Annotated in this window: 22 protein-coding genes and 1 pseudogene; 12 read left to right on the top strand and 11 right to left on the bottom strand. The window is 70.9% G+C overall.

All coding sequences use genetic code 11. The features are described from left to right. Positions 1 to 88: 88 nt before the first annotated feature. Entirely contained in the window at positions 89 to 1,492 is a 1,404-nt protein-coding gene (locus ACWCRJ_RS18180) for an ABC transporter substrate-binding protein (RefSeq protein WP_450940200.1), read from the bottom strand. Continuing rightward, the gene (locus ACWCRJ_RS18185; protein WP_450940201.1) at positions 1,489 to 2,883 is read right to left on the bottom strand and encodes an ABC transporter substrate-binding protein; all 1,395 of its coding nucleotides are present in this window, start codon (positions 2,881 to 2,883) and stop codon (positions 1,489 to 1,491) included. Before ACWCRJ_RS18185 ends, ACWCRJ_RS18180 begins: the two co-directional genes overlap by 4 nt. A 203-nt stretch (positions 2,884 to 3,086) precedes the next feature. Here ACWCRJ_RS18185 and ACWCRJ_RS18190 point away from each other — a divergent pair, with 203 nt between their 5' ends. From ACWCRJ_RS18190 to ACWCRJ_RS18200, 3 genes are all read left to right on the top strand, one after another. After that, the gene (locus ACWCRJ_RS18190) at positions 3,087 to 3,461 is read left to right on the top strand and encodes a response regulator (protein ID WP_450940202.1); all 375 of its coding nucleotides are present in this window, start codon (positions 3,087 to 3,089) and stop codon (positions 3,459 to 3,461) included. Positions 3,462 to 3,836: 375 nt separating this feature from the next. Further along, complete coding sequence (locus ACWCRJ_RS18195) at positions 3,837 to 4,802, top strand: hypothetical protein (RefSeq protein ID WP_450940203.1); 966 nt, start codon at positions 3,837 to 3,839, stop codon at positions 4,800 to 4,802. A gap of 102 nt (positions 4,803 to 4,904) precedes the next feature. Further along, positions 4,905 to 5,816: a carbohydrate kinase family protein gene (locus tag ACWCRJ_RS18200; protein ID WP_450940204.1), complete on the top strand. Its 912-nt coding sequence runs from the start codon at positions 4,905 to 4,907 to the stop codon at positions 5,814 to 5,816. Between the two features lie 87 nt (positions 5,817 to 5,903). On the opposite strand, the gene ACWCRJ_RS18205 is transcribed toward ACWCRJ_RS18200, so the two are convergent. After that, the gene (locus ACWCRJ_RS18205; protein WP_450940205.1) at positions 5,904 to 6,758 is read right to left on the bottom strand and encodes a helix-turn-helix domain-containing protein; all 855 of its coding nucleotides are present in this window, start codon (positions 6,756 to 6,758) and stop codon (positions 5,904 to 5,906) included. A gap of 206 nt (positions 6,759 to 6,964) precedes the next feature. Next, the gene (uvrA, locus tag ACWCRJ_RS18210) at positions 6,965 to 10,033 is read right to left on the bottom strand and encodes an excinuclease ABC subunit UvrA (protein ID WP_450940206.1); all 3,069 of its coding nucleotides are present in this window, start codon (positions 10,031 to 10,033) and stop codon (positions 6,965 to 6,967) included. Positions 10,034 to 10,255: 222 nt separating this feature from the next. Between uvrA and ACWCRJ_RS18215 the strand changes: the two genes are divergently transcribed. Next, complete coding sequence (locus ACWCRJ_RS18215) at positions 10,256 to 10,942, top strand: maleylpyruvate isomerase family mycothiol-dependent enzyme (RefSeq protein WP_450940207.1); 687 nt, start codon at positions 10,256 to 10,258, stop codon at positions 10,940 to 10,942. A 9-nt stretch (positions 10,943 to 10,951) separates the two neighbouring features. Then, positions 10,952 to 11,605 (top strand): MBL fold metallo-hydrolase, encoded by a 654-nt coding sequence (locus ACWCRJ_RS18220; RefSeq protein WP_450940208.1) that lies wholly within the window; start codon positions 10,952 to 10,954, stop codon positions 11,603 to 11,605. An 80-nt stretch (positions 11,606 to 11,685) separates the two neighbouring features. On the opposite strand, the gene ACWCRJ_RS18225 is transcribed toward ACWCRJ_RS18220, so the two are convergent. After that, on the bottom strand, positions 11,686 to 12,243 hold the full coding sequence (locus ACWCRJ_RS18225) for a PadR family transcriptional regulator (RefSeq protein WP_450940209.1): 558 nt from the start codon (positions 12,241 to 12,243) through the stop codon (positions 11,686 to 11,688). Between ACWCRJ_RS18225 and ACWCRJ_RS18230 the strand changes: the two are divergent. The 5 genes and pseudogenes from ACWCRJ_RS18230 to ACWCRJ_RS18250 all read left to right on the top strand — a co-directional run. Beyond that, positions 12,194 to 12,330, top strand: a pseudogene (locus tag ACWCRJ_RS18230) (nuclear transport factor 2 family protein); the annotation flags it as partial. The gene ACWCRJ_RS18225 and the pseudogene ACWCRJ_RS18230 overlap by 50 nt on opposite strands. After that, a complete protein-coding gene (locus ACWCRJ_RS18235) occupies positions 12,327 to 12,452 on the top strand; it encodes a hypothetical protein (RefSeq protein ID WP_450940210.1) in 126 nt (41 codons plus the stop codon). The pseudogene ACWCRJ_RS18230 and the gene ACWCRJ_RS18235, both read left to right, overlap by 4 nt. Positions 12,453 to 12,765: 313 nt before the next feature. After that, positions 12,766 to 13,665, top strand: a complete 900-nt coding sequence (locus ACWCRJ_RS18240; protein ID WP_450940211.1) for an ABC transporter substrate-binding protein — start codon at positions 12,766 to 12,768, stop codon at positions 13,663 to 13,665. Beyond that, entirely contained in the window at positions 13,662 to 14,576 is a 915-nt protein-coding gene (locus tag ACWCRJ_RS18245; RefSeq protein ID WP_450940212.1) for an amino acid ABC transporter permease, read from the top strand. The genes ACWCRJ_RS18240 and ACWCRJ_RS18245 overlap by 4 nt, the downstream gene beginning before the upstream one ends. Next, a complete protein-coding gene (locus ACWCRJ_RS18250; RefSeq protein ID WP_450940213.1) occupies positions 14,573 to 15,355 on the top strand; it encodes an amino acid ABC transporter ATP-binding protein in 783 nt (260 codons plus the stop codon). Before ACWCRJ_RS18245 ends, ACWCRJ_RS18250 begins: the two co-directional genes overlap by 4 nt. Before the next feature lie 193 nt (positions 15,356 to 15,548). Here the strand turns inward: ACWCRJ_RS18250 and aroQ are convergent, their stop codons facing one another. Further along, positions 15,549 to 16,022: a type II 3-dehydroquinate dehydratase gene (gene aroQ / locus ACWCRJ_RS18255; protein ID WP_381202063.1), complete on the bottom strand. Its 474-nt coding sequence runs from the start codon at positions 16,020 to 16,022 to the stop codon at positions 15,549 to 15,551. A gap of 99 nt (positions 16,023 to 16,121) precedes the next feature. Between aroQ and ACWCRJ_RS18260 the strand changes: the two genes are divergently transcribed. Both ACWCRJ_RS18260 and ACWCRJ_RS18265 read left to right on the top strand, forming a co-directional pair. Next, positions 16,122 to 17,168, top strand: coding sequence for a S66 family peptidase (locus ACWCRJ_RS18260; RefSeq protein WP_450940214.1), 1,047 nt, complete (start codon positions 16,122 to 16,124; stop codon positions 17,166 to 17,168). A 123-nt stretch (positions 17,169 to 17,291) separates the two neighbouring features. After that, the gene (locus tag ACWCRJ_RS18265) at positions 17,292 to 18,569 is read left to right on the top strand and encodes an MFS transporter (RefSeq protein ID WP_450940215.1); all 1,278 of its coding nucleotides are present in this window, start codon (positions 17,292 to 17,294) and stop codon (positions 18,567 to 18,569) included. 43 nt (positions 18,570 to 18,612) lie between these two features. On the opposite strand, the gene ACWCRJ_RS18270 is transcribed toward ACWCRJ_RS18265, so the two are convergent. The 5 genes from ACWCRJ_RS18270 to uvrB form a co-directional block, all read right to left on the bottom strand. Next, positions 18,613 to 19,713, bottom strand: a complete 1,101-nt coding sequence (locus tag ACWCRJ_RS18270; protein WP_046919672.1) for a calcium:proton antiporter — start codon at positions 19,711 to 19,713, stop codon at positions 18,613 to 18,615. 111 nt (positions 19,714 to 19,824) lie between these two features. Next, on the bottom strand, positions 19,825 to 20,826 hold the full coding sequence (locus ACWCRJ_RS18275; protein WP_450940216.1) for a TerC/Alx family metal homeostasis membrane protein: 1,002 nt from the start codon (positions 20,824 to 20,826) through the stop codon (positions 19,825 to 19,827). A 280-nt stretch (positions 20,827 to 21,106) separates the two neighbouring features. Then, positions 21,107 to 23,170 (bottom strand): TerD family protein, encoded by a 2,064-nt coding sequence (locus tag ACWCRJ_RS18280; protein ID WP_450940217.1) that lies wholly within the window; start codon positions 23,168 to 23,170, stop codon positions 21,107 to 21,109. 46 nt (positions 23,171 to 23,216) lie between these two features. Further along, entirely contained in the window at positions 23,217 to 23,795 is a 579-nt protein-coding gene (locus tag ACWCRJ_RS18285) for a TerD family protein (protein WP_037693164.1), read from the bottom strand. A gap of 171 nt (positions 23,796 to 23,966) precedes the next feature. Beyond that, positions 23,967 to 26,096, bottom strand: coding sequence for an excinuclease ABC subunit UvrB (uvrB, locus tag ACWCRJ_RS18290; protein WP_450940218.1), 2,130 nt, complete (start codon positions 26,094 to 26,096; stop codon positions 23,967 to 23,969). Positions 26,097 to 26,109 lie beyond the last annotated feature (13 nt).

Consider the following 26,109-nt stretch of genomic DNA (forward strand, 5'->3'; position numbering starts at 1 on the left):
TGCTCGCGCCCGTGGCGGTCCGGCGGACCTCGGTGGGGCGCGGGGCGGGGGTACGTCCGTGGGACGGTGGGCGGAGCACGGCCGGGCCTCACGGTCCGGTCGGGGGGTAGTGCCCGTGGTCCGCCAGATCCTGGTCGACGGCCCGCACCGCCTCGTCCAGCGCGGGGCGCACGGCCCCTCCCCGCATGATCTTCGCGAAGGCGTGGGAGAAGGCCTCGGTGATCGCCGGATAGGCGGGGGTCTGCGGCCGGGGACGCGCGGTCCCGGCGCGCAGTTGTTCTATGTAGAGGCGTGCGCGGCCGCCCTCGGCGAAGGCGTCGGTCCGCTCGATCGCGGTTCCGGTGGCGGGAATCGCCCCGTTGGCCTCGGTCATCCGCAGGATCTCCTCGGGGCGCAGCAGGAAGTCCAGGAACCGCCACACGGCGTCGCCGTCCGCCGGGCCCGCGGGGATGCCCCACTGCCAGGAGCCCATGCCGGTGGCGCTGCCCGTGCCGAAGTCGGGCAGCGCCACGATCGCCACGTCGCCCGGGTGGGCCTCGGTGTAGCGCCCGTACGACCAGTGACCGGCCCAGGACACCGGGGTTCTGCCCTTCTGGAAGGCCTCGAAGTCCTTGTTCTCGTCCACGTAGCCCGTCTTCACCCAGCCCTGCAGCGTGGTCAGCGCCTGGACCGACCGCGGCCCGTTGAGCACACCGTCGGCCGTTCGATAGGTGGAGCGGTCGATCAGGTCGCCGCCCGCCGACCACAGCGCCGGTGCGAAGCCGTACGTCCCCCACTCGGTGTCGGCCCACTGCAGCTGGAGGTCCAGCGGCCGCTCGTGGCCGTGGGCGCGCAGCTTCTTCAGGATGCCGGTGAACTCGTCGGCGGTCCAGGCGTCGCCGACGCCCCGCGGGATGCGTACGCCCGCCTTCTTCAGCACCGACGGCCGTACGTACAGGCCGAGTCCGGAGTCGAACGTGCCGAGGCCCCACAGCCTGCCGCGATAGGTGCCCTGTTCGAGGACGGACGGCAACAGGTCGGTGCGCAGGGACTTCGGGACGCAGGAGTCGATCGGCCGGAGGTCGCCGGCCCAGGCGTGGCTGAACAGTTTCGGGGCGTCGAAGTCGAGCAGGTCCGGCAGTTCGCCGTCGGCGGCCGCCTCGCGGACCAGGTCGTCGTGGTCGCCCTTCGGATGGTGGACGAGCCGGACGGTCACGTCGTCCTGGGCGGTGTTGAAGGCCCGCACCTGGGCGCGCAGGGCCTCCAGTTCGCCGCGTGCCGAGGGCCGGTGGTACCACATGGTGATCTGCGCGGGGGCGTCGATCCGCCCGTCGCAGGTCACGTCGGAGGCCCGCCGGATGTTCTCGTCGCCGTCCCCGCCCGCCTCGCAGCCCGCGAGCAGCAGGGCCATGCAGAGCAGGAGCGCCGCCGGACCCCGCCGGGCCGGCCGCACCGTGCTGCGCCGGCCCGCCGCGCGGGGCGTGCTGCGCCGGGGTCCGGCGGCTCGGGTCATGGTCCGCTCTTCGGGTATCCGTCGTGGGCCGCGAGGTCCTGGTCGATGCTCTCGACCGCCTTGTCCAGCGTCTTCTCGACGGGTGCTCCGGAGAAGACGATGTCGGCGACCGCCCGCGAGAACGCGACGGTGACCGCCGGGTACGCCGGGGTCTGCGGCCGCGGCCGGGCGGCGCCGCTGCGCAGCTGCTCGATGAACAGCCGCTCCGCGCCGTCCTCGTCGTACATCGGGGACAGCTTCACGCCCCCTTCCGTCGCCGGGATCGCGCCGTTGGCCTCGCTCATCCTCGCCACCTGCTCGGGCCGCAGCAGATACTCCAGGAAACGCCACACCGCGTCGCCGTCGGCGCCCCCCGAGGGGATGCCCCACTGCCAGGAGCCCATGCCGGTGACGGTACCCGTGCCGAAGTCGGGCAGCGGCACGATCGCCACGTCGCCCGGGTAGGCCTTGCTGAACTCCCCGTACTTCCAGTGCCCCATCCAGGAGATGGGGCTGCGGCCCTTCACGAACGCGCTCCTGTCCTTCTTCTCGTCCCTGTCGACATAGCCCTCCTTCACCCAGCTCTGCATGGTGGTGAGTGCCTCGACGGCCTCCGGGCCGTTGAGGAATCCGTCGGCCGTGCGGAACTCCTCGGGGTCGATGAGGTCGCCGCCCGCCGACCACACGGCCGGTGCGAAGGCGTAGGTGTTCCACTCGTCGGCGAGCTTCGAGTCGGTGAAGTTCAGGTCGAGCGGCGCCTCGTAGCCCTGCGCGCGCAGTTTGCGCAGGATCCGCGTCAGTTCGTCGGCGGTCCAGGCGTCGTCGACGCCCTTCGGGACGCGCACGCCCGCCTTCCTGAGCACCGAAGGCCGTACGTACAGGCCGAGTCCGGAGTCGAACGTGCCGACGCCCCACAACCGGTCGTCGTACGTGCCCTGTTCGCGGATGGAGGGGAGCAGGTCCTCGCGGCTCCTCGCGGGTACGCAGGAGTCGATCGGCTTGAGGGTGCCGGACCAGGCGTAGCTGTAGAGGTTCGGGCCGTCGAAGTCGAGCAGGTCGGGCAGGTCGCCGCTGGCCGCCGCGGACAGGACGAGTTCGTTGTACGGGCGCTGTTCGGGCAGGGTGACCAGTTCGACCCGCACCTGCCGTTGGGACCTGTTGAACTCCCTGACCTGGCTCTTGAGCGTGCTCTGTTCTCCGCTCTGCCCGGCGTGGAACCACATCGTGATGTGGGCGGTGCCCTCGATCCGTCCGTCGCAGGTCGTGTCGGCCGCCGCCTTGCCCTCCTCGTCCACCCGGCCGCCGCCGTCACCGCCGCTGCATCCGGCGAGGAGCAGGACGGCCGCCGCCGAACCCGACAACAGGGCACGGCGGACGGGACGTATCCCGAGGTCCCGGCGCTGTTTCTGCATCGCACACTCCCACTTGACCGGAGGGTACGGCCCCCAGGGCAGCGACATGCTACTCCTCGTGTCGCGCCCGATTCCCTGGGTGAGAGTGAACCCGTCGTCACGGCACAGGACGTGGGCACATTCCACCTGAGGGTGCGCGGCGGGGCCCACTCTTTCCCGCTAGCCGGAATGTGCGTCCATGACCGCCTTGGGAGGCTGTGCGCATGTCCACGCGCTGTCTCCTCGTCGATGACAGCGCCCGGTTCCTGGAGGCTGCCCGTACGCTGCTGGAGCGCGACGGGATCCGCGTCGTCGGTGTGGCCCGCACAGGCGCGGAGGCGCTGGCACGGGCCCTGGAACTGGCCCCTGATCTCGTCCTGCTGGACATCGACCTCGACGGCGAGAGCGGTCTGGAGCTCGCGCCGAGGCTCGCGCGCACCGCCGCGTCCGTCATCATCCTGACCTCCACGCACCCGCTGGACGACGTCGAGGAACTCGTCGCCGCCAGTCCCGCCCGGGGATTTCTGCACAAGTCGAACCTCTCGGGGCGAGCGCTACGGGACCTGCTGGGGCCTGATCAGAGGCCCCTGGCGCGTTGAGGATCTTGCCGACGGTGTCCGGCCATGTGACGCATCAGGTGTTGTCGGGACCTGGTCAACACGCTTCAATGCGGGGGAACTCGGGGCATGGAGCCCTCCCTACGGATGCGCGGACGGACGGATGCGCGGACGGAGGTGCGGACAGAGGTACGCACGTGGGGTGCGGACGGAGGTATGCACGGGGGTGCGGACGGACGGCCGGCGACGGACGGGCGGCCGCCGACGGACGGGCGGCCGCCGACGGACGGGCGGCCGCCGACAGGCCGCGGGGGCCGGGGGCCCGCGGGCCCGCGGGCCCCGAGAATCCGCTGGACGCCCCCTCGGCCCGCGTGGTCCGACCACCCGTCGCGCTCTCTTCTACAGAAAGGTCTCTGCATGCGGCACGCCACAGAGCACGCGGACGTCGCGACGGTCACGGACGTCGCCACGGCGGAGTTGGAGTCGGTCCTGCGGGGCGGCCCCTTCCATGTCGCGCTGCGCGCCGCGATCGCCGCCCGTGGCCTGCCGCTGCAGCGCGTGCAGCACCACCTCTCGCGCTACGGGGTCAAGGTCGGTGTCACCAGTCTCAGTTACTGGCAGCAGGGCGCCCGGCGTCCCCAGCGTCCCGAGTCCCTGCGGGCCGTGCGGGCCCTGGAGGAGATCCTCCAGCTCCCGGACGAGTCCCTGATCCGGCTGCTCGCCCGGGCCGACGACCACCCCGGCCCGGAGCGCCCCGCCGGCCGCTCGTACCGCTCGGTCGTGGAGGCCTCCGACGTCCTGGAGCGCCTCCTCGGCGAACTGCGGGTGCCGCTCGACGGCGGTGTCCACACCGTCGGCCATCACGAGCGGGTCCGGGTCGGCGCGGGTCGCGAGCTGCTGGGCCGCGAGTCCCAGCACATCGTGCGCGCCCACAAGGACGGCGTGGACCGCTATGTGGCCGTCCATCACGGCGACCCGGGCTGCGCGCCGGAGCGGATGGCCGTCCGCGCCCTGGAGAACTGCCGCAGCGGCAGGGTGCGGTGGGACCGGGAGACCGGCGTCCTCGTCGCCGAACTCCTCTTCGACACCCGGCTGCGCAGCGGTGACACCTACCTCTTCCGTTACGGCTTCGACGACGGCACGGCCGGTGTGTGCACCGAGTACGTCCGTGGCTTCCGCTCCCCGGGCGGCCAGTACGCCCTCCAGGTCCGCTTCGACGAACGCGCCCTGCCCCTGCGCTGCCACCGCTTCAGCCAGCACTCCCCCGCGGCCCCCCGCGGCGGCCGGCAGATCCTTCCTCTGAGTGGCCCGCACCGCTCGGTCCACCTCGTCGAACCACGCGTGCGGACGGGGGTCGTGGGCATCGGCTGGGACTGGGAGTGACGGCCGGGAGGCACGGGGCCCGCGCCGGGACGACCGTCCGTCATGGTGCGCACGCCTTTGCGATACTTTCCGGCCGACAGCCCCCGAGAAAGGATCCGCCTCGTGATCGTCGTCGCCGGTGAAGCCCTGATCGACCTGGTCCCGCAGGGTGCGGGCGCGCTCGTGGATCTGCGGCCGGCGCGCGGCGGCGGCCCCTACAACACGGCCGTGGCGCTCGGCCGTCTCGGCTCCCCCACCGCCTTCTGCTCGCGGGTGTCCCACGACGCCTACGGCGAGGCCCTGCTGGACGGCCTGCGCGCCGCGGGCGTGGAGGTGACGTCCGTGCAGCGCGGGCCCGAACCGACGACCCTCGCCCTGGCCTCGATCGGCGAGGGCGGCTCCGCCCGGTACTCCTTCTACGTCGAGGGCAGCGCCGACCGCCTGTTCGAGACCCCCGACCGGCTGCCCCCGGGCACCCGGGCCGTCTCCTTCGGGACCTGCTCACTCGTCCTGGAGCCCGGCGCGAGCGCCTACGAGAAGCTGCTGCACGCCACCGCCGCCCGGGGTGTGTTCACCGCCCTCGACCCCAACATCCGGGCGGGGCTGATTCCCGACGCGGACGCCTACCGGGCCCGCTTCAAAAGCTGGCTGCCCTCGGTGTCGCTGCTCAAGCTCTCCGAGGAGGACGCGCGGTGGCTGGGCGGCACCCCGCGCCGGTGGCTGGACTCCGGACCCGCCGCGGTCGTGGTCACCCGCGGCGGTGACGGCCTGACCGTCCACACCCGCGCCGGCGAGGAACACTCCGTACCGGGCGAGAAGGTCGACGTCGTGGACACCATCGGCGCCGGCGACACGGTCAACGCGGCCCTCCTCCACGGCCTGTCGACGCGGGACGCCCTCTCCGCCGGGGCTCTCACCGCCCTCGGCACCGACGAGTGGACCCGCTTGCTCCGCTTCGCCGCCCGCGCGGCGGCGATCACCTGCTCCCGGGCGGGCGCCGAGCCGCCGTACGCGGCGGAGGTGGGCGAGGTCTAGGGCCCTGCCCTTCGCGCGAGGGTGTCCTGTCCGGGCCGGTCGGCGTTTTCGCCCGCGGTGCCCGCGGGCTCTGAAACGTTCGCGTGGTCAGCCGCCGACCGCGCGCAGCGCCCCCGGCTCACGGCTGTCGAGGAGTTCGAGGGCGGTGGCCGTGGCCTTGTCGGCCGGGAGATGGACCACGAGGCGCTGCCCGTCGTCCGGCAGCGCGAGCGTCTCGTACGCCAGGCGCAGCCGTCCCGCCTGCGGATGCTCGACGAGATCCGTGCCGTTGCGCATCGGCATGGCCGGTACGCCCTTCAGCCGCAAGGTGAACCTGGCTCCCGCGGTGACCGTCAACTCGTCGGTCAGGGCGGCGACATACGGGTCGTGCGGCGGGGCCTCGTGGCGCAGATGGGCGACCTGTTCGTCGGCGAGCCGCTCCCAGCCCGGATACACCGTGCGGGCCCGCTCGTCGGTGAACAGATACCGCGTGACGTTGGGCGGGTCGCCGTCGAGCAGACCGAGCGGGCGGGCGAGGCGCTCGTAGCCGGAGGTGTGGGCCACGATGTCGCCGAGCCAGTTGAGGAGCACGGCCGGGGTGGGCTCCAGCCGGTCGAGGAGGGCCCGGACGGTGGGGCGTACGGTCCGGGCCGGTGGAGCGGCCGCCGGGCGGACCGTCCTGTCGTCGCCGGTCTCCCTGGCCAGTCGGCGCAGCAGGACCCGGTCCGGCACGGGCAGGCACAGCGCGTCCGCGAGGGCGCCGAGCACTTGAGAGGTGGGGGTGTGGTCGCGGCCCTGTTCCAGCCGGGTGAGGTACTCGACGCTGATCCCGGCGAGGGTGGCCAGCTCGGCGCGGCGCAGGCCGGGTGCGTGGCGGCGGGGGCCGGCGGGCAGTCCCGCCTCGGCCGGGGTCATGGCCTCGCGGCGGCTGCGCAGGAAGGCGGCCAACTCGTTGTCGCTCACCCGTCGAACGTACAGGGTGTGCAGCTGCTGGGAGGCGCCCTCGCACCACCGCACCGGACCGGGCGCCCGAGGTGCGGGAGGGCTGACCGGCCACAGGGCCAGGGCGGTTGAGGGAAGAACGTGCGGTGGCCCGCGGGGAGTTCCCGCGGGCCACCGCACTTTTCCGGATTTCGGCGGACCTGTCGGTCAGGCGCCGCGGACGCGCCTCACTCCTCGCGGGCCCGCGTGGTCCTCTTGGCGGGGGCGGCCTTCTTGGCGGCCGTGGCCGCCTTCTTCGTGGCGGTGGCGGCCTTCTTGGCGGGGGCGGCCTTCTTGGCGGTGGCCGCCGTGGCCGTCCGGGCCGTCGCCGTCTTCTTCGCGGGCGCCCCGGCGGCGACCGTCCGCTTGGCCGCGGCCTTGCGCGGGGCCTTCACCTGGGCCGCGTCGCTGATCCGGTCGGCGCCCAGGATCTCCCGCAGGAACTTGCCCGTGTGGCTGGCCGGCACCCCGGCGACCTCCTCGGGCGTGCCCTCGGCGATCACGAGGCCACCGCCGGCGCCGCCCTCGGGTCCCATGTCCACGACCCAGTCGGCGGTCTTGATGACGTCGAGGTTGTGCTCGATGACGATGACCGTGTTGCCCTTGTCGACCAGGCCCGAGAGCACCTTGAGGAGCTTGCTGATGTCCTCGAAGTGCAGTCCGGTGGTCGGCTCGTCCAGGACGTAGACCGTGCGTCCGGTGGAACGGCGCTGCAGCTCGCTGGCGAGCTTGACGCGCTGCGCCTCACCGCCGGACAACGTGGTCGCGGACTGCCCGAGGCGGACGTAGCCGAGGCCGACGTCCTTCAGCGTCCTGAGGTGACGTGCGATCGCGGGGACGGCCTCGAAGAAGTCCGTGGCCTCCTCGATCGGCATGTTCAGTACGTCGGCGATGGACTTGCCCTTGTAGTGGACCTCCAGGGTCTCCCGGTTGTACCGGGCGCCGTGGCAGACCTCGCACGGGACGTAGACGTCCGGGAGGAAGTTCATCTCGATCTTGATGGTGCCGTCGCCCGCGCAGTTCTCGCAGCGGCCGCCCTTGACGTTGAAGGAGAAGCGGCCGGGCAGATAGCCACGGACCTTCGCCTCGGTGGTCTCGGCGAACAGCTTGCGGACGTGGTCGAAGACGCCGGTGTACGTCGCCGGGTTGGACCGGGGCGTACGGCCGATGGGCGACTGGTCGACGTGCACGACCTTGTCGACCAGGTCGTCGCCGTCCACGCGCGTGTGCCGGCCGGGCACGTTCCTGGCGCCGTTCAGCTCGCGGGCCAGGTGCGTGTACAGGATGTCGTTGACCAGCGTGGACTTGCCGGAGCCGGACACACCGGTGACGGCCGTGAAGACGCCCAGGGGGAACGAGACGTCGATGTCCTGGAGGTTGTTCTCCCGGGCGCCGTGCACGGTGAGCCGGCGGCTCGGGTCGAGCGGGCGGCGGATGTCGGGCAGCGGGATGGCCTTCCGGCCCGAGAGGTACTGCCCGGTCTGCGACTCCGCGTTGTCGAGCAGCTCCTTCAGGGAGCCGCTGTGCACGACGTTGCCGCCGTGCTCGCCCGCGCCGGGACCGATGTCGACGATCCAGTCGGCCATCTTGATGGTGTCCTCGTCGTGCTCGACGACGATGAGCGTGTTGCCCATGTCGCGCAGCCGGACCAGGGTCTCGATGAGCCGGTGGTTGTCGCGCTGGTGCAGACCGATGGAGGGCTCGTCGAGGACGTAGAGGACGCCGACGAGACCGGAGCCGATCTGGGTGGCCAGACGGATGCGCTGGGCCTCGCCACCGGAGAGCGTGCCGGCCGCGCGGTTCAGCGAGAGGTAGTCGAGGCCGACGTCGACCAGGAACCTCAGCCGTTCGTTGACCTCCTTCAGGACGCGCTCGGCGATCTTCTTGTCGCGGGTGTTGAGCTTCAGCTCGCCCAGGAAGTCGGCGCAGTCGCTGATGGACATGGCGGCGACCTCGGCGATCGACTTCTCCATGACCGTGACCGCGAGGACGATCGGCTTCAGTCGGGTGCCCTCGCAGGTGGGGCAGGGCACCTCGCGCATGTAGCCCTCGAAGCGCTCACGGCTGGCGTCGCTCTCGGCCTCGCCGTGGCGTCGCTTCACGAAGGGGACGGCACCCTCGAAGGCTGTCGTGTAGACCCGCTCGCGCCCGTACCGGTTGCGGTAGCGCACCTCGATCTGCGTCTTGTGGCCGTACAGCAGGGCCTTCCTCGCGCGCTGCGGGAGTCCGGCGAAGGGGATGTCGGTCCGGAATCCCAACGCGTCCGCGAGGGCTCCGATGAGGCGGCCGAAGTAGTCCTTGGTGTGGCCGTGGGACCAGGGGTGGATGGCGCCCTCGTCGAGCGACTTGTCCTCGTCGGGGACGATCAGCTCGGGGTCGACCTCCATGCGCGTGCCGATGCCGGAGCAGTCGGGGCAGGCGCCGAAGGGCGAGTTGAAGGAGAAGGAGCGGGGCTCCAGCTCCTCGAAGGACAGGTCGTCGTACGGGCAGTACAGGTGCTCCGAGAACATGCGCTCGCGCTCGGGGTCGTCCTCGGGGAGGTCGACGAAGTCGAGCACGACCATGCCGCCGGAGAGGCCGAGGGCGGTTTCCACGGAGTCGGTGAGGCGGCGCTTGGCGGAGTCCTTCACCGTCAGGCGGTCGACGACCACCTCGATGGTGTGCTTCTCCTGCTTCTTCAGTGTGGGCGGGTTGGAGAGCTGGACGGTCTCGCCGTCCACCCGCGCGCGGCTGTACCCCTTGGTCTGGAGGTCCGCGAAGAGGTCGACGAACTCACCCTTGCGCTCGCGCACCAGCGGTGAGAGGACCTGGAAGCGGCTGCCCTCGGGAAGCTCCAGCACCCGGTCGACGATGGCCTGCGGCGACTGGCGGGAGATCGGGCGGCCGCACTCGGGACAGTGCGGCTTGCCGATGCGCGCGAAGAGCAGCCGCAGGTAGTCGTAGACCTCGGTGATCGTGCCGACCGTCGAGCGCGGGTTGCGCGAGGTCGACTTCTGGTCGATGGAGACCGCCGGGGACAGACCCTCGATGAAGTCGACGTCCGGTTTGTCCATCTGCCCGAGGAACTGCCGGGCGTAGGAGGAGAGCGACTCGACGTACCGGCGCTGCCCCTCGGCGAAGATCGTGTCGAAGGCCAGCGAGGACTTGCCCGACCCCGACAGGCCCGTGAAGACGATGAGCGAGTCGCGTGGCAGGTCGAGCGAGACGTTCTTCAGGTTGTGCTCGCGCGCGCCACGGACGATGAGACGGTCGGCCACGCCGGTCCGCACCTTTCTTGAGTGAATGACAGGGGCCGGAGCCCCCGTCTTCACAGACTAGGGGGAGCCACTGACAACGCCGGTCCTGTTTCCCCGTTCCAGAACAATCCCGGGCCTTCCAGCATGCCCGACGCCGCACCCGACCATATAGCACGCGCATTCGATTTACGGGCGTGGCCGGACCGCTTCACCCGAAGGTGTGGCGGGGTTAGGGTCGGCGGCATGATGGATCACGCACGTGACCTGGCCTCTGTACGAGAAGCGACGGACCGGCTCCTCACCGCAGCCGCCCGGCTGGACGACGCCGCTGTGACCGACGCGTCACGACTGCCCGGCTGGAGCCGGGGTCACGTCCTCGCCCATCTCGCCCGCAACGCGGACGCGCTGGTGAACGCGCTCGAAGGGCGCCCCATGTACGCCTCCGGGGAGGCCCGGGACCTCGACATCGCGCGGGACGCGCCGCGGCCACTGAAGGCGCAGCTCGCCGACGTGCGTGACAGCGCGGACCGGTTCCAGGAGGCCGCCTCGCTCCCTGCGGACCCGGCCCGCACGATCGAGCTGCGCAACGGGGTCACGGACTCCGCGTCCCGGTTGCCCTTCCGGCGCTGGATCGAGGTGGAGCTCCATCACGTGGACCTCGGCATCGGGTACGAGCTGGAGGATCTTCCGCGGGAGTTCGTTGAGCGGGAGATCGGCTTCCTCGTCGACCGCTTCGTGGGGCATCCCGATGTGCCGCACACCCGCCTGACGGACGGCACGCACGCGTGGACCACCGGTAGCGCCGCTTCCGGTTCCGGGGTGACGGTGACCGGCACCGCGCCGGCCCTCCTGGGCTGGCTCGCGGGCCGCCGCGACGGTACCGCGCTGCGCGCCGAAGGAGGGGCCCTCCCGCCGCTGCCCCCGCTATAGGCTGCCACCATGACGTACAGCGGAGCGGTGAAGGTCGGCGGCCCTGCGGATGTGCACGAGCTGCGGGACGTGATGATCTCCAAGGTCGCCGTCGGCCCGATGGACAACAACGCGTACCTGCTGCGCTGCCGCGCCACCGACGAGCAGATGCTGATCGACGCCGCCAACGACGCCGGAACCCTGCTCACCCTGATCGGGGACGACGGGATCGCCTCGGTCGTCACGACGCATCGGCACGGGGACCACTGGCAGGCGCTCGCCGAGGTCGTGGCGGCCACCGGCGCCCGTACGTACGCGGGCCGGGACGACGCCGAGGGCATCCCGGTGGCGACCGACGTACCCGTCGGCGACGGCGACACGATCCGGGTCGGACGCGTGGAGCTCACCGCGCGCCACCTGGTGGGCCACACGCCGGGTTCGATCGCCCTGGTCTACGACGACCCGCACGGGCATCCGCATGTGTTCACCGGGGACTGCCTCTTCCCGGGGGGTCCCGGCAGGACAACGGACCCGGTGGAGTTCACGAGTCTGATGGACGGGCTGGAGGAGAAGGTGTTCGGCCCGTTGCCTGACGAGACGTGGATCTATCCGGGCCACGGGAACGACACGACACTCGGGGCCGAGAGGCCGCACCTGGCTGAGTGGCGAGCCCGCGGCTGGTGATCGGCTGATCTGCGTGGGACCGCCCAGGGACGGGTCACCGTCGGCCGGGCGGACCGGTAGACGCACCCCATCCGGTCACTCTACGGAGTATCAGCGGCCGCACGCTGTTCGAGTCGACGCAGCGCCACGTCTCCCCAGGCGAGGTTCTCCCGCTCGAACGCCATCCCGCGCAGCTGGGTGAGGTACGGACCGATGCGCTCGGCCTCGGTGAAGCAAGCCTCCTCCGAGCGCCCGGCGAGCAGACGCCGGCGGATTTTTTCGTAGCGGGCCGGCTTGGCCGTGGCCCATTCCATGCGCTCGGCGACGGCCGCCCGCACCGCCTCGATGTCCCCCGCGTCCGCGCATCGCACCTTGACCGGCAACTCGTCCCGGATGACCACGGGCCGGCTCGGAGACGCCGCCGTGCAGGCGCGCACAGCCCGCCGCCCGGCTTCCGTCGACGAGAACAGTCGTTTGTCGGGGCGACGCTCCTGCTCGACGACCCGGGCCGTGATCAACCCCCCGGTCTCCATGCACTCCAGCTCTCTGTAGAGCTGCTGAGGTGTCGTCATCCAGAAGTTGGCGACCGTCGCGTCGAACCCCTTCGCGAGCTGCGACTTCCTGCACTTCGACGAGCACGGAAAGATCGACGACTTCACGGTGATGGTGCGCCCGCTGTCGGCCGCGAAGGCGCTGTCCGAGGCGATGTGTTCGACGAGATCGCCCGAGAGGCGGCCGAGCAGTGACCGCGACGCCCGACTTCGACGTCCGCGTGGGCAACACCCGCAAGGACCCGGAGGCGTTCGCCGGTCGGCTCCACGGCGCGAAGCGCCCGCACCCGTCGGAGCGGCACGCGCGGGGATGGTGAACTGGCCTGTGCTGTAAGACAGTTGGTGAGGCGGCCGACAGGGGGCGCGAGTTCGCCCGCGCGCGCCCCGTGTGAATCGAACGCACACTCCGACGTCCCGCGCGCGCTCCCGGCGTACGCCGTGGCGTAGTCCACTGGAAGCAGGTCCGCACGGGATGACGGCTCCCGCGCGGATGGGCCGCCGGCCACCCATCCCCGCCCTCGGCCGGCGGCCCCGCCCAGCATTCACAGGAATGCAACACACGTTCCCAGAATGCGGACAGTTACCCACGTGACCTCGACAAACAGGACGTCGCGCTGTCAATCTCACGCCATGCTTCCTGTCCCGCGAGCCGCGCGCTCCCCGCGCCGTGCCGTCTCCGCCGCCATAGCCGCCCTGCTCGCCACCGTCGCGGTGGGCTGTGCCCCGCAGCCGGAGGAAAATGCCTCCGGCTCGGCCTCCGCCTCGGCGTCCGGGGCGTCCTGCGCCAAGGGCGGGTTGGACACGAAGACCTCCGGCAAACTGACCGTCGCCACCGACGAACCGGCCTACGAACCCTGGTTCACGAACGACGACCCGAAGAACGGCAAGGGCTTCGAGTCGGCGGTCGCGTACGCCGTGGCCGAGCAGCTCGGCTACGCGAAGGCAGACGTCGTCTGGCAGAGCGTGCCCTTCAACAAGGCGTTCGCGCCGGGGGAGAAGACCTTCGACTTCGACATCAACCAGGTCTCGATCAGCGACGAGCGCAAGAAGGCCGTGGACTTCTCGTCGGGCTACTACGACGTGCGCCAGGCCGTCGTGGCGCTGAAGGGCTCCGCTGCCGCGAAGGCCACGAGCATCGCGGACCTCAGGAAACTGCACCTGGGCGCCCAGGTCGGCACCACCAGCCTCAACTACATCGACGACGTGGTGAAGCCGGCCCGGGACGCCGCCGCGTACGCGAAGAACGACCAGGCCAAGTCCGCTCTGAAGAACGGCCAGATCGACGCCATCGTGGTCGACCTGCCGACCGCGTTCTACATCACGGCCGCCGAGGTGACGGACGCGAAGATCGTCGGCCAGTTCGAGAACCAGGGCGGCACCCCCGAGCAGTTCGGGCTCGTCCTCGACAAGGGCAGTGCCCTCACGTCCTGCGTGACGTCCGCCGTGGACGCGCTGCGCGAGGACGGCACGCTGGCGAAGATCGAGCGGCAGTGGCTGTCCGAAGCCGTCGACGCCCCGGTGCTCAAGTGACGGTCGTCAAGCAGGAGTCCGGGCAGGGGGACGCCGACGACGACGGCATGCCCGGCGAGGACGACGGCTACGTCCCCTCACCGCGACGACTCGACCGGGAGCGCTACAAGCGCGACCGGGCCCGCCGCGCCACCGGCATAGCCGCCCTGTCGACCCTGGCCACGGCCGTCGTTCTCTATCTGGTCGTGGTCAACGCTCCCGGTTGGGCGCGCACCAAGGAGACGTTCTTCAGCGCCGAGTACGCGCGCGAGGCGTTCCCGAAGGTGCTCGAAGGGTTGTGGCTCAACGTCCGGCTGCTGCTGGTCTGCGGCGTCGCCGTCCTGGTCCTCGGCATGCTGATCGCCGTCGCCCGCACCCTGCGCGGCCCGGTGTTCTTCCCCCTGCGGGCGCTCGCCGCCGCGTACACCGACTTCTTCCGCGGTCTGCCGCTGATCATCAACCTGATGATCGTGGTGCTGGGCGTCCCGGCGCTCAGGCTCCAGGGCGTGACCGTCGATCCGGTGCTGCTCGGCGGCACCGCGCTGACGCTCACGTATTCGGCGTACGTCGCCGAGGTGTTCCGGGCCGGCATCGAGTCCGTGCACCCCTCGCAGCGTGCGGCGGCCCGCTCGCTGGGCCTCACCAACCGGCAGGCACTGCGGCACGTGGTGCTCCCCCAGGCGGTACGCCGCCAGGTGCCGCCCCTCCTCAACGACCTGGTGTCGCTGCAGAAGGACACCGGGCTGGTCTCCATCGGCGGCGCGATCGACGCCGTACGCGCCGCCGACATCATCGTGGGCCGCAGCCTCAACTACACGCCGTACATCGTCGCGGGACTGGTCTTCGTCGCCCTGACCATCCCCATGACCCGCTTCACCGACTGGGTCACGGCCCGGATGGACCGGCAGCGGGCGCAGGGAGGGACGACATGAGCGACACCCGACAGACCGCGCACGCCCCCGAGGCGTCTCCCGTGCTGCGGATGGAGTCCGTGCGCAAGACCTTCGGCGGCTCGGTCGTGCTGCGCGACGTCGACCTGGAGGTCGCCCCGCACACCGTCACCGCGCTGATCGGCGCCTCCGGTTCCGGTAAGTCGACCCTGCTGCGCTGCGCCAACCTCCTGGAGGACATCGACGACGGGGCGATCTGGCTGGACGGCGAGGAGATCACCGACCCGCGCGCCGACCAGGACGCGGTACGCCGCCGCATCGGCGTGGTCTTCCAGTCGTACAACCTGTTCCCGCACATGACGGTGCTGGACAACATCACCCTCGCCCCGCGCCGGGTGCACGGCGTGGGCCGTGCGGACGCCGAGGAACGGGCCCATGGGCTCCTGGACCGGCTCGGGCTGAACGGGAAGGCGGGCGCGTATCCCGACCGGCTCAGCGGAGGTCAGCAGCAGCGCGTCGCGATCGTGCGCGCCCTGGCCGTACGCCCCCGGCTGCTGCTGCTCGACGAGATCACCGCTGCCCTCGACCCGGAGCTGGTGGGCGAGGTCCTGAACGTCGTCCGCGACCTGAAGTCCGACGGCATGACGATGGTGCTGGCCACTCACGAGATGGGCTTCGCACGCGATGTCGCCGACCAGGTCTGCTTCCTGGACGGAGGTGTGGTGCTGGAACGCGGCACGGCGGAGCAGGTCTTCGGCGACCCACGTGAAGAACGCACGCGGCAGTTCCTGCGCCGGATCGTGGAGGCGGGCCGTCTGTGACGGGCGGGTGCAAGGGGCGGGTGTAGAGGGCTGGTGTCAGGGGCGGGTGTAGAGGGCGGGTGTAGAGGGCTGGTGTCAGGGGCGGGTGTAGAGGGCGGGTGTAAGGGGCGGCCGCCTGGAGATCGGGCATTACCGTCCGCCTCGCCGGTCGGACCGGTCCCGGCCCGACCGCGCACCCCCGGACGACGGAGCCCTACGCCTCCGCCTTCCCCGCCCCCGCCAGCGCGGCGACCCGCTCCACGCCGAACACATAGCCCTGCACCCCGCAGCCGGCGATGACCCCGTCGGCGCGCAGGGAGACGTACGAGTGGTGCCGGAACGTCTCCCGCTGGTGGATGTTGGAGATGTGCACCTCCAGCACGGGCAGCCCGTCACAGGTGTTGAGCGCGTCGAGGATCGCCACGGAGGTGTGCGAGTAGGCGCCGGGGTTGATGACGATGCCGCTGTGGTGGAGCCGTGCCTCATGGATCCAGTCGACCAGTTCGCCCTCGTGGTTGGACTGCCGGAAGTCCACCGTGCCCCCGTGCGCGGCCGCCGCCTCGGCGCACATCGCCTCGACGTCGGCGAGTGTGTCGGAGCCGTAGATCTCGGGCTGGCGCTGCCCCAGGAGGTTCAGGTTGGGGCCGTTGAGAATCATGATCGGGGCGTGGGCCAGGCTGCGGGGCACGGTTCCTCCGGTCCTTCGGGGTGGGCGGCCGTCGGGGCCGCTGCTCGACCCCGGTTTATCACGGTGAAACGATGCGGCAGGAAGCCGTACCCTCCCCGCATGACCACGCCCGCGTATCCTCCGAAGCCCTCCCCCGGTGACCGTGTCGCCGTCCTCTCGCCCGGCGCCGGCCTGCCCGAACTCTTCCCGCGCCCCTTCGAACTCGGCCTGCGGCGGCTGCGCGAGGAGTACGGTCTCGAACCGGTCGAGTACCCGACGACCCGGAAGATGGGCGCCACACCGCGGCAGCGGGCCGACGACATCCACGCCGCCTTCGCCGACCCGGACATCAAGGCGGTGTTCACGTCGATCGGGGGTGACGACCAGATCACCGTACTGCCGCTGCTCGAACGGGAGTTGCTGCGGGCCAATCCCAAGCCGTTCTTCGGACTGAGCGACAACACCAATCTGTTGGCCTTCCTCCACTCCACCAGAATCGTCGGATACCACGGCGGCACCGTCATGACCGCGCTCGGCAGGTCCGTCGCCATGGACCCGCTGACCGCGGAATCCCTGCGCGCCGCCCTGTTCACCTCCGGGCCCTACGAACTGCGGCCGGCGGAACGCTTCAACGACATCGACCGTGACTGGGCCGACCCGGCGGCCTTCGACGCGGAGCCGGAGACCGTGCCCGGCACCGGATGGACCTGGGTGAACGCCGACCGCGTGGTGGAGGGCCGGAGTTGGGGCGGCTGTCTGGAGATCCTGGGCTGGCTGCTGATGGCCGACCGCGAGGTGCCGCGCGACCTGTCCGTGTTCGACGGCGGGGTGCTCTTCCTGGAGACCTCGGAGGATCTGCCCAGCGCCGAGGAGGTCTTCCGCACCCTGCGGAACATGGGCGAACGCGGCCTGCTCCACCGGTTCTCCGCGCTCCTGATGGGACGTCCCAAGGCGTGGTCCCTGGAACGGCCCACCACCCCGGACGAGGCGGCCCGTTACACGGCCGGACAGCGGGAGGCCGTCCTGCGCGCCATGCGGACGTACGCCCCCGACACCACGATCGTCTTCGACGTCGATCTCGGGCACACCGATCCGCAGGTCGTCATCCCCTACGGGGGCGTGGTCCGGGTGGACGGTCCCGCCCGGCGCATCACCGTGACGTACTGAGGCCGGTTGACGCCTCCCGGGGCACAGTGACCTCGCACGAGCCTCCGCACGCCCCCGTAACCGCCCGTCACCGTGGGTAGTTGACGCGGCATGCAACCAGCACGCACCGTGAAAACGCCGTCCATGCTGCGCCTCGCGTCCGCCTCGCTCGCCGGGACGGCCATCGAGTTCTACGACTTCTTCGTCTACGGGACGGCGGCGGCGCTCGTCCTGGGGCCGCTGTTCTTCCCGACGTTCTCGCCCCTGGCGGGGACCCTCGCGGCCTTCGCCACGTTCGGGGTCGGGTTCGTGGCGCGGCCGCTCGGTTCGGTGCTGTTCGGGCACATCGGGGACCGGCGCGGGCGGCGGCCGGTCCTCGTCGCCTCGCTGCTGCTGACCGGAGGCGCGACCGTGGCCGTCGGCTGCGTCCCCACGTTCGACTCCATCGGTGTGATGGCCCCCTTCCTCCTTCTCGTGCTCCGCTTCCTCCAGGGGCTCGGGCTGGGCGGGGAGTGGGGCGGGGCGGTGCTGCTGACGGCGGAGCACGCGCCGGCCGACCGGCGCGGACTGTGGTCGAGCTTTCCCCAGGTCGGCCCGGCGGTGGGGTTCCTGCTGGCCAACGGCGTGATGCTGGCGCTGTCGGCGACTCTGACGGAGGCCCAGTTCGCCGCCTGGGGGTGGCGGGTGCCGTTCTGGGCGGCGGGCGTCCTGGCCGTGGCGGGACTGTGGCTGCGGTCGTCGCTCACGGAGAGTCCGCAGTTCCTGGGGATCGACGAGCCCGCGCGCGTGCCGTTCGCCGAGGTCGTACGCGGCCACTGGCGGCTCGTCCTGCTGACGGCCGGGGCGCTCGCGATCGGGTACGCGGTGTTCTACGCGGTGACGACCTGGTCCCTCGCGTACGGAACCGAACGGCTCGGTGTCAGCCGGACGGTCATGCTGACCTGTGTCATGGGCGCCGTGGTGGTGAAGGGCGCCCTGACGCCGGTGGCGGCGATGCTGGGCGACCGCTACGGGCGGCGCCCGATGTGCCTGATCGGCTGCGGTGTCACCGTGCTGTGGATGTTCCCGATGGTCGCGTTGCTGGCGACCGGTGAGCCGCTGCTGATCTTCTTCGGCTTCCTCGTGGCGATGCTCGCGTTCGTCACGATGTTCGCCGTCATCGCCGCGTACCTGCCGGAGCTGTACGAACCCCGGGTGCGCTGCACGGGCGCCGCCGTCGGCTACAACCTCGGCGGGGTGCTCGGCGGTGCCCTGACCCCGATCGTGGCCACCGCCGTGTCCCAGGGCGGGCGGGTGCCCTGGGGCGTGGGCGCGTATCTGACCGGGATCGCCGTGCTGAGTCTGGGCTGCTTCGCACTGCTCCCGGAGACCCGGCCGGTGCCCCTGACTGCGACGGCGCAGGCGGAGGCCGCCGCGGGGTGAGCACCTCTGTCCCGTACTCGTCACCCCGCGCGACGGCACCGGCCTACGGGTTGACCGCCAGCTCCAGATACGCCGCGAACAGCACCAGGTGGACCCCGCCCTGCAGGGGTGTCGCGCGTCCGGGGACGACGGTCAGCGAGGCCACGACGACGGTCAGGGCGAGCAGCACCATGTGGGTGGCGCCGAGGCCGAGGACGAGGGGGCCGGAGAGCCAGACGGAGGCCAGGGCGACGGCCGGGATGGTCAGGCCGATGCTGGCCATGGCGGAGCCGAGGGCGAGGTTGAGGCTGGTCTGGACGCGATCACGGCGGGCCGCGCGCAGGGCTGCGATGGTCTCGGGCAGCAGCACCAGCAGCGCGATGACCACACCCACGACGGCGTGCGGCAGGCCCGCGGCGTCGACACCGGACTCGATGGTGGGCGAGACCCCCTTCGCCAGGCCGACCACACCGACGAGTGCGAGACCGAGCATGCCGAGGCTGATCTTGGCGGTGCGGGCCGACGGAGCCTCGGCGTGGTCGTCCTCGGCGATCACCTCGCCCAGCCGGGTGATGGGCAGGAAGTAGTCCCGGTGGCGCACGGTCTGCGTCGCGACGAACAGGCCGTACAGAGCCAGTGAGGACAGCGCGGCGAAGGTGAGTTGCGCCGTGGAGAACTCCGGGCCCGGCTTGCTGGTGGTGAAGGTCGGGAGCACGAGGCTGAGCGTGGCCAGCGTCGCGACCGTGGCGAGCGCGGCGCCGGTGCCCTCCGGGTTGAAGACCGCGAGTCCGTGGCGCAGTGAGGCGACGAGCAGACAGATGCCCACGATGCCGTTACAGGTGATCATCACGGCGGCGAAGACGGTGTCGCGGGCGAGGGTCGCGCTCTTGTCACCGCCGTCGAGCATCAGGGTGACGATCAGGGCGACCTCGATGATCGTGACGGCGACGGCGAGGACGAGGGAGCCGAACGGTTCCCCGACCCGGTGTGCGACGACCTCGGCATGGTGCACGGCGGCCAGTACGGCGCCCGCGAGCACCAGGGTCACCAGGGCGACGGCCGCAGGGGGCAGATCACGTCCCCAGCTGAGAGCGAGCAGGACGACCGCGGCCACCGGGACGACATCGGTCCATCGTGTCGTGAGCGACCGGAGCCGAGCGAGCATACGGTGATCCTTTCAGACGTGAAGGGGCCCCGCACTCCGGTGGACGCCGTGGTTACGCGTCACCGTCGTGCGGGGCCCCATCAGTGATTGCTGTGCGGTACGGGCCCTGCGTCAGGCCTCGATGCTGTCCTTCTCGGTGCCCTCGGCCTTCTCCTGCGCCGCCTCGGCCTCCACCTGCTTCTTGGAGGCGATGAGGCTGGTGATCGTGGTGACGACCAGGACCGCGCAGATCACGCCGAGCGACACGGGGATAGAGATCTCGGGGACGTGTACCCCGGACTCGTGCAGGGCATGCAGCACCAGCTTCACCCCGATGAAGCCGAGGATGACCGACAGACCGTAGGACAGGTGGACCAGCTTCTTCAGCAGCCCGCCGATGAGGAAGTACAGCTGTCGCAGGCCCATGAGCGCGAACGCGTTGGCCGTGAACACGATGTACGGGTCCTGGGTCAGGCCGAAGATCGCCGGGATCGAGTCCAGTGCGAAGAGGATGTCCGTGGTGCCGATGGCGAGCATCACGACCAGCATCGGCGTCATGACGCGCTTGCCGTTCTGCTCGATCCACAGCTTGGTGCCGTGGTACCGGTCGGCGACGCCGAAGCGCTTCTCGACGGCCTTGAGGAGCTTGTTCTCCTCGTACTCCTCCTCCGCCTCGTCGGCCCTGGCCTCCTGGATGAGCTTCCAGGCGGTGTAGATCAGGAACGCGCCGAAGATGTAGAAGACCCAGGCGAAGCTGGCGAGGATCGCCGCGCCCGCGGCGATGAATATCGCGCGGAGCACCAGGGCGATCAGCACGCCGACCAGCAGCACCCGCTGCTGGTACTGCGTGGGCACCGAGAACTTCGCCATGATCAGGACGAAGACGAAGAGGTTGTCGACGCTCAGGGACTTCTCGGTGATGTAGCCCGCGAAGAACTCTCCGGCCGGCTGGCCGCCGGAGAAGACGAGCAGCCCGAGTCCGAAGAGGGCGGCCAGGACGATCCAGACGACCGTCCAGATTCCGGCTTCCTTGATGGACACTTCATGGGGCTTGCGGCCGATGAAGAAGTCGACCGCGATGAGGGCGGCGAGGCCCACAACTGTCAGGACCCAAAGGGTCGTTGAAACATCCACTGCGCCTCCGGCAGTACGTAACGGCAAATTTCAGCGTCGTCGCTACCGGAGGTCTCTTCCACCCGGTCCTCCAGGACGTTCCACAACGTCCGGTGCCGCCGGGCCGACGCCCCGGGATCAGGATTGATCCGTATTGACGGGTACGCCGCAGCAAGTAGGGAGTACTCCCCTCCGCACGAAAAGAGTACCCCAATCACCAAGAATTGGTAAAGGGCCTGGCAAAGAAAGAATCAAAACCGCAGGTCAGGCGGCTTTGCGAGGGCTTGGTACAGGGCTGGGCTCACCGGTTCCAGGAGCGGCGGGCGTCCGCGACGCGGGCGAGGACGTCGCGCATGACCCGGCTGCCGGGCGGGATGCTCGACGGCTCGTACGTCCAGGCGTGCCCGACCCAGGGGTCGGCGAGATGGTCGTCGGGGGTGGGTGTGAGTCGCATCAGCGAACGCCACAGCGGGTCGAGCAACGGCCCGTAGGAGGCGGCTTCCTGCCGGTCGGCGACCATCATCAGGTGGACGCCGAAAGCCGGGCCCTCGTCCGCGAGATAGCGGAGCTGGGTGACGGCGCGGTCGTCGAAACCGTGCGGGAAGTCGTTGACGATCAGCAGCTGTTCGGCCGTGTCGAAGCCGGGGGGCAGGGCGTCGGCCGCACCACCGCGCACCGCCATCTGCACGAGGTCGACGCGCTGGGTGAGCCGCCCGAGGACGTCGGAGACGCCCGCGGCTCCGGCGGCCGGCGGTCCGGCGAGGACACCCGCCCCCACCAGCGGAGCCAGTGCGGACACGCCGGCCCCGGCCGCGTCGACGACATGCACCGTGAACTCTCCGGGCGGGTAGACCGCGAGCAGGCGCGCGGCGAGCGCCACCGCCGTGTCCAGCGCACGGCGGCGCAGCTCGTCGGAGTCGACGAGCGAGTCGCGGGAGCCGGAGCGCCCGCTGTCGATCCACAGACCGCGCTCCAGCGGCAGCCGGACCAGCATCGGTATGCGCACGTCCTCGCTCTCCGGCAGCCGGAGGTCGCCCAGGCGCAGGGCCATCGGGATCTCCATCGGCACCCGGTAGCCGTGCCAGACCGGGTTGTCCCAGCCGGCGAAGGCCGGGGGCAGCGCGGGCTCGACGACATCGGCCTCGGCCCGGAGCTGGGCGAGGTCGCGGTCGAGGGCCTCCCGGGCCTGGTCGACGAGCTGGGCGTGCTTGGCGCGGGCGGCCTCGCGCACCGCGTCGCCCTGTCCGCCGATCCGGCTGCGTGGGTCGGACAGGGCCCTGTCCAGCTCCTGCTCCATGCGCGACTCGGCGAAATCGACGGCGCTGCGATACGCGGCGGTGGTGCGGGCGAGGTCCTCGAACATGCCCCACACCTGGTTGTAGAGCCGCTCCTCCATGGACCAGCCGGTCGCGTCACCGGCGACGGGCCGCGCGGGCTGTCCCGGCTGGGCCGGGGGCGCGGTCGGCGGCGGAGGCGGCGGCGCGGTGGTCTGGCGGCCGGGGTGGCTGTAGTTGACGGGGCCGCCGGTGGTGGACGCGGCGGGCTGGGACCCGGCGGACGGGTCGGCCGGGGCGGGGCCGCCGTGCTGCGGCGAGAGGTGATCGGGCAGTGTGGCGTCGGGCGAGGAGCCGTACGGGGGTGTGCCGCCGTACGGGGAGGCGGGCGGATGTCCTTGCTGCGGTGGGGTGTTCCCGGGCAGGCCCTGAGGTGTCGCGTCCCCGTGGGTCTGGTCGGGGCCCTGCGCGGGGGCGGCCGTCCGGCGGGGACGGTCCGTCTCCGGAACGCGGGGCGGAGGCGCGGCCACGGAGCGGGCGAGGCCCTGGACCACGGCCTCGTGGATGCTGCCGGCGAGCTGCTGGGCCTGCGCCAGCCCCTGGTCGGTGAGCAGCTCGGCGAGGCCGCCCGCGTACCCCTGGCCGACCGCGCGGACTTTCCAGGCGCCCTGTCTGCGATACAGCTCCAGGGCGATGACCGCCGACTCCGCCTCGAGGTCGGTGATGGTGTAGCTGGCGACCTCGGTGCCGTCGAGGCCGGTGACCGCGACGAAGGGGGCGGCGACGGCACCGAACCGCGCCGGCCCGCCGCTGCCGGACGGCAGGGCGAGCAGCACGGTCACCCGGTGCACGGACGGCGTCAGGGCATCGAGGTCCACGGCGAGGCGGTGGTCGGCCGCCGCCTGTCTGGGGACCTCGACGCCCGGCAGGGTGGGCGCGCCCGGGTGGGCGACCCACTCCACTCCGTGCACCCGGCCGCGCTCGTCGCCGAGGGTGGCCCCGGCCACGATCGGCGTGCCGGCCGAGACGCGGATCTCCAGTCGGACCTCGGGGAGCGGATGGTTCTGCCCCCGGACCAGCTCGGCCGTCATCGACTTCTTCCCCCTGTGTCGCTCACCGCGTGCTGCGTCGTGCTCGCTAGAGAACCGGCAGGATCGCCGGCATCAGGTCCTGGAAGGTGCGCCCGTTGGCGGGCGTGCCGATGGCGGTCATCTGCCATCCCGCGCCCGCGCGGTGCACCTTGGCCATGATCTGGGCCGTGTACTGGCCGCCGCCCGCGAGGGTGTAGCGCGCGAGCTCCTGGCCGTTGGTCTCGTCGACCAGACGGCAGAACGCGTTCTGCACCTCCTGGAAGGTCTGGCCCGTGAAGGAGTTCACGGTGAAGACGATCTGGTCGATGTGGACCGGGATCCGGGCCAGGTCGACGAGGATCGCCTCGTCGTCGCCGCCCTGGCCCACGCCGCCGACCAGGTTGTCACCGGTGTGGCGGACGGAGCCGTCGTCGCTCACCAGGTGACGGAAGAAGACGACGTCGACCGGCTGCTTGTCCGCGAACAGCACGGCGGAGGCGTCGAGGTCGATCTCGCGGGTGCGGGATCCGAACAGGCCGCGCCTGGGGGCAGCCTGCCAGCCGAGACCCATGCGTACCGCGGTCAGGCTGCCTCCGTCGTTCTTCTGCAGACTGATGGCCTGACCCTTGGTCATGTTGACGGTCACGCGCTGTTTCCCCTCTCGAACTGTCCCCTGTTTCCGCGGAGTCCGCGGATGTGCAGCACCTTACGCAGCGGCACTGACATTGCCGCAGCCCGTGTGGCACTTTGTGTCGGTCTTGCAACACAGCGCGCCCGCGCCGGGGGTGTGCCTCCTCCCCCGGCGCCGCCCCGGCCGTCAGGCCTGCCCCGCCTCTCTCATCTGCCGCAGTTCCTTCTTCATCTCGGAGACCTCGTCACGCAGCCGGGCGGCGATCTCGAACTGCAGGTCGGCGGCGGCCGCGCGCATGCGCTGCGTCATCTCGTCGATCTGCTGGGCGAGCTCGGCGGCGGGGCGGTCGGTCGGAGCGGCTTCCTTCACTCCCGCCTTGGCGGCTCTGGCCGCCTTGCCACCGAGGGCGGGGACAGGGGCCTTGGCGGCCTTGCCGTCCTTCCCCTGGCGGTAACCCGTGCCGAGCAGCTGTTCGGTGTCGACGTCCTCGCGGGCGATCCGCGCGACGATGTCGTTGATCTTCTTGCGGAGCGGCTGGGGGTCGATGCCGTTCGCCTTGTTGTACGCGACCTGCTTCTCCCGGCGCCGGTTGGTCTCGTCGATGGCCTTCGCCATCGCCGGGGTGATCCTGTCGGCGTACATGTGGACCTGCCCCGACACGTTGCGTGCCGCGCGGCCGATGGTCTGGATCAGTGAGGTCCCGGAGCGCAGGAAGCCTTCCTTGTCGGCGTCGAGGATCGCCACCAGGGAGACCTCGGGGAGGTCCAGACCCTCGCGCAGGAGGTTGATGCCCACCAGGACGTCGTACTCACCGGCCCGTAGCTCGCGCAGCAGTTCGACGCGGCGCAGGGTGTCGACATCGCTGTGGAGATAGCGGACCTGGATGCCCAGTTCCAGGAAGTAGTCGGTGAGATCCTCGGCCATCTTCTTGGTGAGCGTGGTGACGAGGACCCGCTCGTCCTTCTCGGTGCGCCCCCGGATCTCGTGCACCAGGTCGTCGATCTGGCCCTCGGTGGGTTTGACGACGACCTCGGGGTCGACGAGGCCGGTGGGGCGGATGATCTGCTCGACATGGCCGTCGGAGCGGGACAGCTCGTACTGTCCGGGGGTCGCCGAGAGGTAGACCGTCTGCCCGACGCGTTCCTGGAACTCCTCCCACTTCAGGGGACGGTTGTCCAGGGCGGAGGGCAGCCTGAACCCGTGGTCGACCAGGGTGCGCTTGCGGGAGGCGTCGCCCTCGTACATCGCGCCGATCTGGGGCACGGTGACATGGGACTCGTCGATGACCAGGAGGAAGTCGTCCGGGAAGTAGTCCAGCAGGGTGTTCGGCGGGGAGCCGGGCTCACGGCCGTCGAAGTGCATCGAGTAGTTCTCCACGCCGGAGCAGGAGCCGATCTGGCGAAGCATCTCCAGGTCGTAGGTCGTGCGCATGCGCAGCCGCTGGGCCTCCAGGAGCTTGCCCTGTTTCTCCAGCTCGGCGAGTCGCTCCCCCAGCTCCTTCTCGATGTCGTTGGCGGCGCGCTCCAGGCGCTCGGGGCCGGCGACGTAGTGGGAGGCGGGGAAGACGTACAGCTGCTGGTCGTCGCTGATGATCTCGCCGGTGAGGGGGTGGAGCGTGGAGAGGGCCTCGATCTCGTCGCCGAACATCTCGATGCGGACGGCGAGTTCCTCGTAGACCGGGAAGATCTCGATGGTGTCACCGCGGACGCGGAAGGTGCCGCGGGAGAACGCCAGGTCGTTGCGCGTGTACTGGATGTCCACGAAACGGCGCAGCAGCTCGTCACGGTCGAACTCCTCACCGACCCGGAGGGGGACCATGCGGTCCACGTACTCCTGAGGCGTACCGAGGCCGTAGATGCAGGAGACCGAGGCGACCACCACGACGTCGCGGCGGGTGAGCAGCGAATTGGTCGCGGAGTGGCGCAGGCGCTCCACCTCCTCGTTGATCGAGGAGTCCTTCTCGATGTAGGTGTCCGACTGCGGGACGTACGCCTCGGGCTGGTAGTAGTCGTAGTACGAGACGAAGTACTCGACCGCGTTGTTCGGCAGCAGCTCGCGGAACTCGTTGGCCAGCTGGGCGGCCAGCGTCTTGTTCGGCGCCATCACCAGGGTGGGGCGCTGGAGCTTCTCGATCATCCACGCGGTGGTGGCGGACTTGCCGGTACCGGTCGCGCCGAGCAGGACGACGTCCTTCTCACCCGCCCCGATGCGCTGGGCGAGCTCGGCGATGGCCGTGGGCTGGTCACCGCTCGGCTGGTAGGAGCTGACGACCTCGAGGGGCGCCACCGTGCGTTCGATCTTGGAAACGGGCCGCATGGAATCCACCGTA

The organism is Streptomyces sp. NPDC002324 (assembly GCF_053593335.1).

Coding starts and splice junctions, on each gene's coding strand:
- ACWCRJ_RS18180 (WP_450940200.1), bottom strand. CDS start 1,492: ATGACCCGAGCCGCCGGACCCCGGCGCAGCACGCCCCGCGCGGCGGGC.
- ACWCRJ_RS18185 (WP_450940201.1), bottom strand. CDS start 2,883: ATGCAGAAACAGCGCCGGGACCTCGGGATACGTCCCGTCCGCCGTGCC.
- ACWCRJ_RS18190 (WP_450940202.1), top strand. CDS start 3,087: ATGTCCACGCGCTGTCTCCTCGTCGATGACAGCGCCCGGTTCCTGGAG.
- ACWCRJ_RS18195 (WP_450940203.1), top strand. CDS start 3,837: ATGCGGCACGCCACAGAGCACGCGGACGTCGCGACGGTCACGGACGTC.
- ACWCRJ_RS18215 (WP_450940207.1), top strand. CDS start 10,256: ATGATGGATCACGCACGTGACCTGGCCTCTGTACGAGAAGCGACGGAC.
- ACWCRJ_RS18220 (WP_450940208.1), top strand. CDS start 10,952: ATGACGTACAGCGGAGCGGTGAAGGTCGGCGGCCCTGCGGATGTGCAC.
- ACWCRJ_RS18240 (WP_450940211.1), top strand. CDS start 12,766: ATGCTTCCTGTCCCGCGAGCCGCGCGCTCCCCGCGCCGTGCCGTCTCC.
- ACWCRJ_RS18250 (WP_450940213.1), top strand. CDS start 14,573: ATGAGCGACACCCGACAGACCGCGCACGCCCCCGAGGCGTCTCCCGTG.
- ACWCRJ_RS18260 (WP_450940214.1), top strand. CDS start 16,122: ATGACCACGCCCGCGTATCCTCCGAAGCCCTCCCCCGGTGACCGTGTC.
- ACWCRJ_RS18265 (WP_450940215.1), top strand. CDS start 17,292: ATGCTGCGCCTCGCGTCCGCCTCGCTCGCCGGGACGGCCATCGAGTTC.
- ACWCRJ_RS18270 (WP_046919672.1), bottom strand. CDS start 19,713: ATGCTCGCTCGGCTCCGGTCGCTCACGACACGATGGACCGATGTCGTC.
- ACWCRJ_RS18280 (WP_450940217.1), bottom strand. CDS start 23,170: ATGACGGCCGAGCTGGTCCGGGGGCAGAACCATCCGCTCCCCGAGGTC.
- uvrB (WP_450940218.1), bottom strand. CDS start 26,096: ATGCGGCCCGTTTCCAAGATCGAACGCACGGTGGCGCCCCTCGAGGTC.